This window comes from Allorhizobium sp. Av2, assembly GCF_021462805.2.
Classification (GTDB): Bacteria; Pseudomonadota; Alphaproteobacteria; order Rhizobiales; family Rhizobiaceae; genus Allorhizobium; species Allorhizobium vitis_G.
The window spans coordinates 1,144,690-1,157,156 of record NZ_CP192696.1 but is presented as its reverse complement, the minus strand read 5'-3'; the positions used below and the strand labels follow the sequence as shown (position 1 = coordinate 1,157,156).

Genomic DNA, 12,467 nt, shown 5'->3' with positions numbered 1-12,467 from the left:
TCACAGGCTCTGTGTGACGTGCAGCATGCGTTCGCGGGCAGCAAACCACTCTTCTGCGTAATCGTCATTCTTGTATTGTTCGAAATAAGGGCCGCCATCGGTGAAATGGACGATCTTGGCGGCCGGGTCATGGTCATATTCGTTGACCAGATAATTCCAATGCAGCGGCAGCCCACCGATCAGGTCATCACTTTCAAGCCATTTGAACTGATGCAGTTGCAGACCGGTTGCGGTGTTGACGTAATCCTTGGTCAGCGCCGTGCATTTGGCGTTGTTGAACAGCATGACGCTCGACCAGTTCTTCTTTTCGTATTTGGTCTGAGTCTGACCGAGAAACTTGGTTTCCACCTTTGGCTGGTAGTCATGCTTGACGCACATCACGGCGTAGCGGTCGTCGCGCAGCGCCCAGAGTTCGGCCAGATCGGCGCGCGCCAGCATGTCGCAATCCATGAACATGCTCCAGCCCTGGTAATCGCTCAGATAAGGCACGAGAAACCGGGAGAAGGAAAACTCCGTCGATTGCAGTGGATTGCGTTCGCGCGTGAAGATACCGGCCAGATTGTCGAGGACGATGGGTGTGAAGGCGACGGGAATGGACGAATGTTCAAGAATGCTCTGCGCGAGCACATGATAGGCCACGACTTCCTTTGTATCGAAGCCAATGAAAATCTGAAGCTTGTTGTCCAACACCGCAACTCCTGAAATTGTACGTCTGTTTCTTTTAAAGGATAGGGACCGCTGCGGACAAGAGAACCAAGCGCTTAACTGCATTAGCCACCAAGAATTTGCAGTACGGCTTGCCGTTTTGCAGATTTTCTCATGGTCTCCATCGCAATAGCGTCCAATTTGAGGAAGGCGGCTCCTTAGAAACGTAATCAGTTCAACCGTAACGTCCTAAACGCAAAAACCCCGCTGTTGCCAGCGGGGTTCCATTTCATCCCCTAAGGGAAGAAATCATTATTCGATGATCGAAGCGACGATGCCGGCGCCGACGGTACGGCCACCTTCGCGGATCGCGAAGCGCAGCTTTTCTTCCATCGCGATCGGAACGATCAGCTCAACCTGAACCGTCACGTTGTCACCAGGCATAACCATTTCAGTGCCTTCAGGCAGGGAAACAATACCGGTAACGTCCGTCGTGCGGAAGTAGAACTGCGGACGGTAGTTGGTGAAGAACGGTGTATGACGGCCGCCTTCTTCCTTCGTCAGGATGTAGGCTTCTGCCATGAACTTCTTGTGTGGCTTGACAGAGCCGGGCTTGCACAGGATCTGACCGCGCTCAACGCCATCGCGCTGTACGCCACGAACCAGGGCGCCGATGTTGTCGCCAGCCTGGCCCTGATCGAGCAGCTTGCGGAACATTTCAACGCCGGTAACGGTCGTCTTCGAGGTGGCGCGGATGCCGACGATTTCGACTTCTTCGCCAACCTTGACGATACCACGCTCAACGCGACCCGTCACAACCGTACCACGGCCAGAGATCGAGAACACGTCTTCGATTGGCATCAGGAACGGCTGGTCGATCGGGCGCTCAGGCGTCGGAATGTAGGAGTCAACTGCCGCCATCAGTTCGCGGATCGCGTCTTCGCCGATCTTCTTGTTGCTGTCTTCCAGAGCAGCAAGAGCCGAACCCTTGACAATCGGAATATCGTCGCCCGGGAAGTCGTAGGACGACAGAAGTTCGCGCACTTCCAGTTCGACCAGCTCCAGAAGCTCTTCGTCGTCAACCTGGTCAACCTTGTTCAGGAACACGACGATGGCGGGAACGCCAACCTGGCGAGCCAGAAGAATGTGTTCGCGGGTCTGCGGCATCGGGCCGTCAGCTGCCGAGCAAACCAGGATCGCGCCGTCCATCTGCGCTGCACCGGTGATCATGTTCTTGACGTAGTCGGCGTGGCCGGGGCAGTCAACGTGAGCGTAGTGACGGGCAGGCGTTTCATATTCGACGTGCGCCGTCGAAATGGTAATCCCGCGGGCCTTTTCTTCCGGAGCAGCGTCGATCTGGTCATACGCCTTGTATTCACCGAAATACTTCGTAATTGCTGCCGTCAGCGACGTCTTGCCATGGTCAACGTGGCCGATCGTGCCAATGTTAACGTGCGGCTTGTTGCGCTCAAACTTACTCTTTGCCATTTGAATGCTTCCTGTGAACGTAAAAGGTTGACGCGGCGAACCGGTTTAGTGCCGCCGTTTAAGGCTTTCGGTCCGATTGCGCAAGCCATAAATGCGCATGGCCCAAAGCAGGTGCCTTGCGGGGGTGTCCAGCAGCGCAATTCCTGCAAATGCGCGTGATAACGGCACAGATCGCATATAGGGAAACAGCTGAAAGATAAACTAAAAGAGAGTATGGAAAGCTGGAGCGGGTAGCGGGAATCGAACCCGCGTATTCAGCTTGGAAGGCTGCTGCTCTACCATTGAGCTATACCCGCGGCGGTTTTAGATCCAGGTGTCGAAATGGTGGAGGGAGTTGGATTTGAACCAACGTAGGCTGAGCCAACGGATTTACAGTCCGTCCCCTTTAACCACTCGGGCATCCCTCCAGTATTTCGACCGGATCAAGCAACCAAGCTTACTATCCCGGAGCGTCGAACTTCGCTTTCGAGCTTGGCTCACCGCGTTCCGTGGCGGCTATATGACGGCCCGAAACGGAGATGTCAACACGCCTTAGACGGAAAATTTTCATGTTTTTTCCTCGTTCAGGCATCCCGGCAAACCCGGGGTCTCTATCCCCTGGCACGCAAGCCCGCTATAAGGCGCCATGAGCAAAGATAACCCAAACGACACGTCCGACCGCGACAGCCACTATGCAACTTTGCGCCGTCAGGTGCGGGATGCAAAGCGTGAGCGCGGCGAGATTCCCACCCCGCAACCGCAAAAACGGCGCAAGTCCAACGCCGATTGGACACCGCCGCCGATCGCCCCCGACCAGGTATTTTTATATGGCCTGCACACGGTGCGCGCCGCCCTCAACAATCCCGAACGCAAGCCGATCAAGCTATCGCTGACCCAGAATGCGCTGGTGCGGCTGGAAATCGGCCCGGTCGATGCCCTGCCCTTTCCTGTGGAAATCGTCACGCCGCAGGATCTCGACAAGCATTTGGGGCCGGAAGCCATTCATCAGGGCGTCATGCTGGAAACCCGGCCGCTGCCACCTCGCCGTCTTGAAGCGCTTAAGGAAAGCCCACTGTTGCTGGTGCTGGACCAGGTGACCGATCCGCATAACGTTGGAGCAATCATGCGCACCGCCGTCGCCTTCGGTGCTGGCGCGGTGATCACCACCATGCGGCACAGCCCGACCGAATCGGGTGTACTCGCGAAATCAGCTTCCGGTGCGCTGGAATTGATTCCCTATATCCAAATCACCAATCTCGCCGATGCGCTGGGCGAATTGCACAAGCTCGGTTTCGTTTCCATCGGGCTCGATTCGGAAGGGCCAAGCCCGCTGGAAGAGACATTCAGTGGCGACAAGTTGGCACTGGTGCTGGGCTCCGAAGGTAAGGGCCTGCGCCAAAAGACTCGTGACACAGTCAACGCACTGGCGCGGCTCGACATGCCCGGCGAGATCAAATCACTGAACGTGTCGAATGCGGCGGCTATCGCTTTGTATGCTTCACGCCAATTCCTGTTGCGCAAAAGCTGACATCACGGCGTCGGTTCCGATGTCCTCGACCTCGGAGCCGACTATCTGCAAGCCTTTCCGAGAATATCCTCTATCATTCCCGGCCGGTCAGACGCCAATACTGCTAGCTGATAGCATCGCGGTAGGCTCGACATTTGGCGAGACGTCAAAATCTTCGGAACCAATGCCCAGCCCTATGGTTGTCCTTCTGAACAGAAGAAGGAGGATAACCATGCCAACCACAATTCCCGAAAGACCAGAAGGCGCACCGCGCGGCCCGCAGGGCACGCCCGGCATTCCAGACCGTAAGCAGGATGGCGCGGTAAAACCGCCAATCCAGGATCAGGGCGACACCAAAAATCCCAATGATCCGGTACCAAGCCCGCCCCTGCTACCGATCGGCGACCCTGCCGGAATGGCCTGACAATTATCTTTGAATACTCTCCCCGGCGCATTGTGAAGCGGCGGGGATATTCTTTTTTATCGGTGGCGAGGCAATGCCAGTCCGTTCATGGCAGTCGCCGACTTTGAGATTAACCGATCCGCGGTCCGCTGATTTTCTGGCTCATCGTAACCATGCCGCAAGCTTTGCGTGAAATAAATGCCGCCGATCATGCATGGCTTTATCATAGCCCATGAGAGGAGGCACCCATGAGCGACAATGTCATAAAATTCAGAAAACCTGCCCCGCCGAAGCAACCGCGGCCAGGGCTGCGCAAACTGGTGGTCGTACTCTGTATTGTCGCGGCTTTCGCGGTCGCATGGGCGTATTTCGCGTTTATCGCACCCGGCGGGCTTTGACGAACGTCGTCGCTCCGCTGATCCTAGGATCAGCAGTTCAAGCGATGGAATTGATGTGAAATAATGGTGCCCCCGGCAGGATTCGAACCCGCGACCCCCTGATTACAAATCAGGTGCTCTACCAACTGAGCTACAAGGGCAGTGGCGTCTGACTACCAGATTTTTCCGCGCTGTAAAGAGGGTATAACGAAAAAGCGTCATACAGGACGGCTCAAACGATATCTGTCTGGATCTGGTTTTGAACCACAACACCTGCCCGGTGTTATCCATCGCGCTCCACGTCCGCAACCCGGATTTCAAGGGTTTTAACAACGCGAAAAAACTTGGCGTAGGGTTAGTTTATCATGTACGAAGAAGGCCCTTTCCAACAGGTTTTTTCGCATGGCGCGTTCCTTCCGGTCGCTTTCTTTCGTCGCAACGAACACCCCGGAGGCGCTTGCATCCCGCGAAGAGCTGATTCGAACCTATGGCTACACGCCACCCGAAGAGGCCGATGTGCTCGTCGTGCTGGGCGGCGATGGCTTTATGCTGCAAAACCTGCATGACACGATGAATTCCGGGCGGCTGATCTATGGCATGAACCGGGGCAGCGTCGGCTTCCTGATGAATGATTACCGGGTGGACGATCTGCCGGAGCGAATCGCAATCGCCACCGAGAATGATTTTCATCCCTTGAAAATGACCGCGCTCAGCGAAGACGGCACGCAAACCGTCGCGCTTGCCATCAACGAGGTCTCTTTGCTGCGGCAATCCTATCAGGCGGCGAAACTAAGGGTGCTGATCGACGGCCAGGAGCGCCTCGATGAGCTGATCTGCGATGGGCTGATGGTGGCGACACCGGTCGGCTCCACCGCCTATAATCTTTCCGCCCATGGGCCTATCCTGCCGCTTGATGCACCTCTTCTGGCGCTTACCCCCGTCTGCCCGTTTCGACCACGGCGCTGGCGTGGCGCCTTGCTTCCCGACCGGGTCACGGTGATGATCGAGGTTCTCGAAGAACGAAAGCGTCCGGTCAATGCCGTCGCCGATAATATAGAGGTCAAGTCGGTTCTCACCGTGCAGATCGAACAGGCCAAGGATATTACCGCGCGGATATTGTCAGATCCCGATCATTCGTGGTCGGAACGAATCCTCGCCGAGCAATTTGCCAACTGAAACATATTGTGCAGCACAAGGGGCGTAAGCCGGAGTGAACCTATGCAGATGAAGGGACGCCTGGATTTTTCAGCATCCGCCACCGCTGTTGCCGCGGCACTGATGGTCTGCACCTTCACATTTTCGTTCACGAATACCGCCGCATTGGCACAGGAAGCCGAAACGGTGCCGCCCGCCGTGACATTCTTGATCAGCGGGGGCTATTGGGAGGATCCCGGCACGGCAAGCAGCACCGGTATCGTCAAAAGCCCTGCCGTCATCGACGCAAGCAAGGACGGGACGCGGCGCGGTTATTACCGGCTCTACGCCCTGCGCCAGCCAGACCGCACCGCCAAGGTTTTCCTCAGCCAGATTTCCGTTGGAGGTCAAGGGTCACAGATTATCGACACCGTTGAATTGCAGGAAATTACCGATCTGCATGCCTATGTCACCGATATTCGCAGCGAAGACCCATCCGGGGTTAATCGCGGTTTTGGCCTTTCGGCAACCGTCTATCTAAAGCAGGACGCCCGTTCGAATGACCCGGAAAGCTGGACGGTGGTGGTCGATGAATTCGGCGAAATCCAGGTCGAGCGTGAGAGCCACTGAGCGCAATCAGACCGCTCGGCTCCTTGGCCGGCTGTAATCATAGGCAATGGACTGCTTGAAACTGTCCAGCCTGCCGAGGATCAACTCGGCATACGCCCCCAGGGAAAGGCTTCTGTCTTCAACCTTCGTCAGGCCACGAGCCACGGGGACCAACAAGTCACCGGGTACGGTTCCACGCAAGGAGTGGATGGCCAGCGGATCGGCGCCTTGCGCACCCAATCCTGGTGCAAGAATGATCGAACGGGGCATAAATTGTCTAAGGCGACGTCCTTCCGCAGGAACCGTCGCACCGATAACCGCCCCAATGGCACTGAGATCACCGTCCTCAATCGTGTCAGGTATAAAACCACCGATCAGCCCCGCCAGGCGGTCCGAAATAAGCTGGTTGCCCGTCATCTTGTCCTGTAGCCAGCCTGCGCCCGGATTGGACGTGCGGCAGAGGACAAACAGGCCTTTGCCATGCGCCTGCGTGGCCTCGACAAAGGGCGCAAGCGTGTCGGGTCCCATCAGCGGATTGACGGTCAGGCAATCCGCCTCGAAGTCACCGCTTCCCCCTTCAGCGCCGGGAACCAGATAAGCCCTCGCATAGGCTGACGCCGTTGCGCCGATATCGCCACGCTTTGCATCGAGGATAACGCCAATGCCAGACGCCCGCGCTCGTGCCATGCCCATCGACAGAGCCTTCAAGCCTTTGATGCCGCAAGCCTCGAAATAAGCCGACTGGAACTTGACGAAGCCAACATGCCCCTCGATCGTGTCGAGAAGAAAGTCCACATAGTCTTCGATCCAGCATCCATCGCCATTCTCGAAGACGGAGGGAACATCGCCCAGCGCTGGATCAATTCCAGCGACCAGATCGCCATAATGCTCGACATTGGCTTTGACGATTTCAGTCCATGTCGGCATGAGGTGCTTTCCTTTTGCTCACGATCCGACAATCATTATACAAAAAAACCGCCTGAACAGAAGCTCAGACGGTTTGCATTTCACTGCGTGCAAGAGGCGCGGCACAAGAACCGCCGAACATGGCCCGACATCAGTCGATATCGGAAACAGCATCGGCGCTGCCGCTGATGCGATGGGCGAGAGCGGCCTCCATGAAGGGGCTGATGTCGCCGTTCAGGACGTCGTCGGGCGCTGTGCTTTCGACACCGGTGCGCAGATCCTTGACCAACTGATAGGGCTGCAATACGTAGGAGCGAATCTGGTGGCCCCAACCGATATCAGTCTTGGACGCTGCCTCGGCATTGGCGGCTTCCTCGCGTTTCTTCAGCTCGACTTCGTAGAGACGGGCGCGCAGCATGTCCCATGCCTTGGCCTTGTTCTTGTGCTGCGACCGTTCCTGCTGGCAGGAGACTGCAATACCGCTTGGAATATGGGTGATTCGCACCGCCGAGTCCGTGGTGTTGACGTGCTGACCGCCCGCACCAGAGGAGCGGTAGGTATCGATACGGCAATCGCTTTCGTTGATGTCGATCTGGATCGAATCATCCACCACCGGATAGACCCAGATGGAGGAGAACGAGGTATGACGCCGCGCATTGCTGTCGTAAGGCGAAATGCGCACCAGGCGATGCACGCCCGATTCGGTCTTCATCCAGCCATAGGCATTATGGCCCTTGACCAGGATGGTGGCCGACTTGATGCCGGCTTCTTCGCCGTCATGCACTTCCAGCAATTCCACCTTGAAGCCACTGCGCTCGGCCCAGCGGGTATACATGCGCAACAGCATGTTCGCCCAGTCCTGGCTTTCCGTGCCGCCAGCCCCCGAATGCACTTCGACATAGGTGTCATTGCCATCAGCTTCACCCGAAAGCATCGCTTCGACCTGCAATTTACCGGATTCGGCCTTGAGGGCTTTCAGGCCTTCCTCGGCCTCCTTGACGATGCTCTCGTCGCCCTCTTCCTCACCCATCTCGATCAGCTCGATATTATCTTTCATCTGCTGTTCGAGACGGCGCACGCCGGCAATGCTGTCTTCCAGCTGCTGGCGCTCGCGCATCAGCTTTTGGGCCTCAGCCGCGTCGTTCCAGAGGTTGGGGTCCTCTGCCTTGTTGTTCAACCAGTCCAGTCGTCTTACCGCCTGATCCCAGTCAAAGATGCCTCCTCAGCAGGCTTATGGCCTGCTTGATTTCGTCTACGACATTTTCGATTTCGTTACGCATGGGTCCTTTTCTCGGAATCTTGTTTTTCGATATCGTGCCCGGTCCATAATTGCCGATGCCCCGGAAGTAAAGTCCGGGGCATGGCGACAAGCTTGATCGCTCTGTTAAAATAGGCCGGGCGTCCCGGACTGAACGGCCTGGTTGACCTGCGGCGAGCTTTTCATGATCTCATCCGGCTGCATATTGCTGTCCATGCCGATCACCGAGAGGCTGTCGGCCGGGCCGGTGCCGGGCTTGAAGGCCTCAACAATCGTATCCGGATCGCCCACGACCGCCGCCATGCCGGTCTTGCGGTTGACGGCAATCATCTGCATACCGTCAGGCACCTTGAACTTGCTGGGCGGTGTGCCCTTCACTGCGGTCTGCATGAATTCATTAAATACAGGTGCTGACATCGAGCCCCCCGTCGCACCCCGGCCCATCGGGGTCGGATTGTCGTAACCGATATAAACACCGGCGACGATATTCGGGGTGAAGCCGACGAACCAGGTATCCTTCGCGTCGTTGGTGGTGCCGGTCTTACCCGCCACGTCGCGGTCCAGCTTGATCTTGCCATAGGCCGTGCCGCGCTGGATGACGCCCTGCATCATTGAGGTAATCTGATAGGAGGTCATCGGATCAAGCACCTGCAACCGGTTATCGGCCAGAACCGGCTCATCCTGATTGTGCCATTCGTCGGCATTGCAGCCTTCGCAAATCCGCTCTTCATGCTTGAAGATCGTCTTGCCGTAGCGATCCTGGATCCGGTCGATCAGTGTCGGCTTGATCTGCTTGCCGCCATTGGCGATCACCGCATAGGCGGACACCATGCGCATGACAGTGGTTTCCCCTGCCCCCAGCGACATGGACAGCACGGGCTGCATATGATCGTAAATGCCGAAGCGCTCGGCATATTCGGCCACCAGATTCATGCCCATGTCATTGGCCAAACGCACGGTCATCAAATTGCGCGAATGCTCGATGGCAAACCGCAGCGTTGCCGGACCAATGGAACCGCCTCCGTCATTTTGCGGCCGCCAGACCTCGCCACCGGACACAAATTCCACTGGCGCATCCAGCACGACGGAAGCTGGCGTATAGCCGCTATCCAGCGCCGCCGCATAGACGAAGGGTTTGAAGGACGAACCCGGCTGACGCATGGCCTGCGTCGCGCGGTTGAATTCCGATTGGGCGTAGGAGAAACCGCCAACCAGAGCCAGAACACGGCCCGTATGCGGGTCCATGGCAACAAAACCGCCCTGGACTTTCGGCGGCTGCCGAAGGCGATAATTGGTGGAGGTATCGGCGCCGATCTTTTCAGCATAGACCACGTCACCGGGCTGCAAGACACCGTCAGGCGATTTGGCCGTCTTGCGGTCGCCGCGTCCCGACCTATAGGCCCAATCCATCGCATCGGCCTTGATGGTGCCGGTCAAACGCTCCGGCACGACTTTGCCCGCGCCGTCACGGTCCGGTTTCAGACCGATCTGCACCTCGGTCTTGGAAGTAGAGAGCACGACCGCGACTTCCCATTCCGGCACGTCGGCAAGGCTAGCCACATCGGCCAGCGGCACGCCCCAGTCGGACCCCATATCGATATGGGTGATCGGACCGCGATAGCCACGCCGTTCGTCATAGCTCAGCAAACCATCCTGCAATGCCTTGCGGGCCGCTACCTGAAGCTCTGGATCGAGCGAGGTGCGCACCGAAAGTCCACCTTCATAAAGCGACTTGTTGCCATATTTATCGATAATCTGACGGCGGACTTCTTCGGAGAAATAATCCGAGGCAAACACATTGCCGCCACCGCGCCGCAGGTTGACGCCCAGGTCTTCCTTCTTGGCAGTGTCGCCATCGGCCTGGCTCACAAATCCATTTTCCACCAATCGGTCGATAACCCAATTGCGGCGCTCGATAGCGGCCTGCGTGTGGCGGTAGGGATGGTAATTGGCCGGGCCTTTAGGCAGCGAGGCGAGATAGGCGGTTTCGGCAATGGTCAGTTCGGTAACAGGCTTGTCGAAATAGGTGAGTGCCGCCGCAGCGATACCATAGGAATTCAGGCCGAAGAAAATCTCATTCAGATAAAGCTCAAGGATCTTGTCCTTGGAATAGGCTTGCTCGATGCGGAAGGAGAGAATGGCCTCCTTGATCTTGCGGTCCATGGTCTGGTCAGAGGACAGAAGAAAGTTCTTGGCGACCTGCTGGGTGATGGTCGACGCGCCAACGGGACGGCGACCAGACCCGAAATTCTGCAAGTTCACCAGGATGGCGCGGCCAAGGCCCCAGATATCAACCCCGGGATGGGTGTAGAAATTCTTGTCTTCCGCTGACAGGAAGGCCGCCTTCACACGATCAGGAATGGCCTGGATCGGCATGAACAGCCGCCGTTCATGGGCATATTCAGCGATCAGCGCGCCGTTACCGGCGTGGACGCGGGTCATCACGGGCGGCGCATACCGGCTCAATACCTCATAATCAGGCAGATCCTTGGTAATGGTCGTCAGATAGATGGCAGCAGCGGCCGCCGCGGCAAGCGCGGCAACGGAAGCCAATCCGAAGAGATATCCAATCAGTCTTATCATCGTGAAGCTACCGGCAATCGCTTTCGGTTCGCATACGCCTGTATGTCAAGCATCGCTTATATCGTGGCGTTTTGCATACGACGCCACCAATTACAAGTCGGGAGGCGCATTGAACACCACCGCCCGGGTCTTTCCTGGTGTTGTTGTGACAATGTGCGTAAAATAGGGCCTTACCCGTTTTACACACAGCCATCGCGATCAACTTTCGTGTTGCCGCTTTATTCTTCGATAAATCGGCGTCCGCCGATGCATTCGATGTAAACACCCAGGCTTTGCCTTTAGAGCATTTCCAGCCGAAGTGGCTCTCGGTTTAGCGTCAACCACCTTTGGCAACAAGCGGCTGGCGATATTTCTTCACCGCCTCAGCGATCAGTTTCACCACTTTGCTGCGCCAGGCCGAATCGAGCAACAGCTTCTCGTCGTCCTTGTTGGACAGAAACCCAAGTTCGAGCAGCACGGACGGTACATCCTGGGCCTGCAACACTCGGAAGCCGGCAAAGCGATGCGGATTGTTGATCAGGTTGATCTGCCCGTCGAACGACGTCACCACCGATTTGGCCATGGCAATGGAAAAGGCCTGGGTCTCGCGCCGGGTGAGGTCCGCCAGGATGTCGGAAACCTCCTGTGGTTCGGCGCTCGCATCGACACCGCCAACCTCGTCCGATTGGTTTTCACGCGCCGCCGCCGCTTCGGCAAGATGGTCTGATGCCTTGTCGGAAATGGTATAAACGGTCGCGCCGCGAATATTGGCCTGACCCAGCATGTCGGCATGCAGCGAAATAAACAGGTTTGCGCCTTTCTGCCGCGCCAGCGTCACGCGCTGCGACAGGGACAAAAACGTATCGCCGTCGCGGGTCAGGAAGGCCTTGACGCCCTTCTGCCGCTTAAGCTCGACAGCCAGCGCCCGGGCAAAGCCCAGCGTCACGGTTTTTTCCGGCGTATTGGTGGTCTTGCCAGTCGCCCCGGTGTCGATACCACCATGGCCAGCATCGACGGCAATCAGAAACTCGCCATCCGTCGTCGGCGCCGCCTGTTCTATGCGCGGGCTCTTGCCATTGCTGTAGGCATCGGCATCCCAGGCCTGGGAGGCGACCAGTTTGGAAAATGTATCATTATCGGTCATCTCCGCATCGAGAATCAGCCGAAACCCCTGCCCCTCGTCATTCTTGCGAATGTCGGTCAGGACGAGTTTGGCAGGGCGCGCCGTCGTCAGCACGATACGCGAATGGGTGGCGTCGATGGAGCCGAAACGGATATCCCGAAACAGGCCACGGGCTGCCAGTGCCTCGGCTGGAAAGGCAAAGACGGCGGCGGGCAGATCGACGACGATGCGATCCGGATTGCCGATATAGCGCACAGTCGCTTCCGGCTTCTGGTCGAAATCCATGACGATACGGGTGCGGGCATCGTCACCGGCGATGCGGGCCGCAAAAGCCGCAAGACGTTCCGCAGAAAAGGCCTTTGCAGGGGCAAAACCCGCGACAATACAGGCCAATAGCCACAGAATCATCACGCCGGGCCGCTTGCCTTGCCCTATCCTTTCCATCGTCAAACGCACCACCCGTCCACGCCACGACA

General features: G+C 57.3%; 11 protein-coding genes and 3 tRNA genes. 5 read left to right on the top strand and 9 right to left on the bottom strand.

Annotated features, from left to right (window positions below; genetic code table 11):
• The 4 genes from FS819_RS05520 to FS819_RS05505 form a co-directional block, all read right to left on the bottom strand.
• Window positions 1-690 (bottom strand): glycosyltransferase family protein, encoded by a 690-nt coding sequence (locus FS819_RS05520; RefSeq protein ID WP_162292182.1) that lies wholly within the window; start codon window positions 688-690, stop codon window positions 1-3.
• A gap of 267 nt (window positions 691-957) precedes the next feature.
• Window positions 958-2,133, bottom strand: a complete 1,176-nt coding sequence (gene tuf, locus FS819_RS05515) for an elongation factor Tu (RefSeq protein WP_015915721.1) — start codon at window positions 2,131-2,133, stop codon at window positions 958-960.
• Window positions 2,134-2,355: 222 nt separating this feature from the next.
• Window positions 2,356-2,429, bottom strand: a tRNA-Gly gene (locus tag FS819_RS05510).
• A 26-nt stretch (window positions 2,430-2,455) separates the two neighbouring features.
• Window positions 2,456-2,540 (bottom strand) — tRNA-Tyr (locus tag FS819_RS05505).
• Window positions 2,541-2,758: 218 nt separating this feature from the next.
• Between FS819_RS05505 and rlmB the strand changes: the two genes are divergently transcribed.
• The 3 genes from rlmB to FS819_RS05490 all read left to right on the top strand — a co-directional run bounded on the left by rlmB (window position 2,759) and on the right by FS819_RS05490 (window position 4,420).
• On the top strand, window positions 2,759-3,640 hold the full coding sequence (rlmB, locus tag FS819_RS05500) for a 23S rRNA (guanosine(2251)-2'-O)-methyltransferase RlmB (protein ID WP_156550684.1): 882 nt from the start codon (window positions 2,759-2,761) through the stop codon (window positions 3,638-3,640).
• A gap of 211 nt (window positions 3,641-3,851) precedes the next feature.
• Entirely contained in the window at window positions 3,852-4,043 is a 192-nt protein-coding gene (locus FS819_RS05495) for a hypothetical protein (protein ID WP_060715716.1), read from the top strand.
• A gap of 227 nt (window positions 4,044-4,270) precedes the next feature.
• Window positions 4,271-4,420 carry a hypothetical protein gene (locus FS819_RS05490; RefSeq protein ID WP_197434203.1) on the top strand — a complete coding sequence of 50 codons (150 nt, stop codon included), beginning with the start codon at window positions 4,271-4,273 and terminating at the stop codon, window positions 4,418-4,420.
• A gap of 64 nt (window positions 4,421-4,484) precedes the next feature.
• Here FS819_RS05490 and FS819_RS05485 read toward each other — a convergent pair.
• Window positions 4,485-4,560: transfer RNA gene (locus FS819_RS05485), tRNA-Thr, on the bottom strand.
• Between the two features lie 241 nt (window positions 4,561-4,801).
• On the opposite strand from FS819_RS05485, the gene FS819_RS05480 reads away from it, so the two are divergent.
• Complete coding sequence (locus FS819_RS05480) at window positions 4,802-5,575, top strand: NAD kinase (protein WP_070167181.1); 774 nt, start codon at window positions 4,802-4,804, stop codon at window positions 5,573-5,575.
• Between the two features lie 42 nt (window positions 5,576-5,617).
• Window positions 5,618-6,163 (top strand): hypothetical protein, encoded by a 546-nt coding sequence (locus FS819_RS05475; RefSeq protein WP_234624898.1) that lies wholly within the window; start codon window positions 5,618-5,620, stop codon window positions 6,161-6,163.
• A 6-nt stretch (window positions 6,164-6,169) separates the two neighbouring features.
• Here FS819_RS05475 and pyrF read toward each other — a convergent pair whose 3' ends face one another.
• The 4 genes from pyrF to FS819_RS05455 form a co-directional block, all read right to left on the bottom strand.
• On the bottom strand, window positions 6,170-7,069 hold the full coding sequence (pyrF, locus tag FS819_RS05470) for an orotidine-5'-phosphate decarboxylase (RefSeq protein WP_156550685.1): 900 nt from the start codon (window positions 7,067-7,069) through the stop codon (window positions 6,170-6,172).
• A 130-nt stretch (window positions 7,070-7,199) separates the two neighbouring features.
• Window positions 7,200-8,328 (bottom strand): peptide chain release factor 2 gene (gene prfB / locus FS819_RS05465; protein ID WP_139191396.1). Its coding sequence is split into 2 segments (ribosomal slippage): window positions 7,200-8,258 and window positions 8,260-8,328, totalling 1,128 coding nucleotides; the frame shifts between segments, so codons are not numbered across the junction.
• Between the two features lie 104 nt (window positions 8,329-8,432).
• On the bottom strand, window positions 8,433-10,889 hold the full coding sequence (locus FS819_RS05460; protein ID WP_156550686.1) for a penicillin-binding protein 1A: 2,457 nt from the start codon (window positions 10,887-10,889) through the stop codon (window positions 8,433-8,435).
• A 316-nt stretch (window positions 10,890-11,205) separates the two neighbouring features.
• A complete protein-coding gene (locus tag FS819_RS05455; protein WP_409050108.1) occupies window positions 11,206-12,435 on the bottom strand; it encodes an N-acetylmuramoyl-L-alanine amidase in 1,230 nt (409 codons plus the stop codon).
• Between the last annotated feature and the right edge of the window lie 32 nt (window positions 12,436-12,467).

Bases quoted from the DNA above. Each gene is read 5' to 3' on its own strand.
- FS819_RS05495 (WP_060715716.1), top strand. From the start codon at position 3,852: ATGCCAACCACAATTCCCGAAAGACCAGAAGGCGCACCGCGCGGCCCG.
- FS819_RS05475 (WP_234624898.1), top strand. From the start codon at position 5,618: ATGCAGATGAAGGGACGCCTGGATTTTTCAGCATCCGCCACCGCTGTT.
- FS819_RS05480 (WP_070167181.1), top strand. From the start codon at position 4,802: ATGGCGCGTTCCTTCCGGTCGCTTTCTTTCGTCGCAACGAACACCCCG.
- rlmB (WP_156550684.1), top strand. From the start codon at position 2,759: ATGAGCAAAGATAACCCAAACGACACGTCCGACCGCGACAGCCACTAT.
- FS819_RS05455 (WP_409050108.1), bottom strand. From the start codon at position 12,435: ATGGAAAGGATAGGGCAAGGCAAGCGGCCCGGCGTGATGATTCTGTGG.
- FS819_RS05460 (WP_156550686.1), bottom strand. From the start codon at position 10,889: ATGATAAGACTGATTGGATATCTCTTCGGATTGGCTTCCGTTGCCGCG.
- pyrF (WP_156550685.1), bottom strand. From the start codon at position 7,069: ATGCCGACATGGACTGAAATCGTCAAAGCCAATGTCGAGCATTATGGC.
- tuf (WP_015915721.1), bottom strand. From the start codon at position 2,133: ATGGCAAAGAGTAAGTTTGAGCGCAACAAGCCGCACGTTAACATTGGC.
- FS819_RS05490 (WP_197434203.1), top strand. From the start codon at position 4,271: ATGAGCGACAATGTCATAAAATTCAGAAAACCTGCCCCGCCGAAGCAA.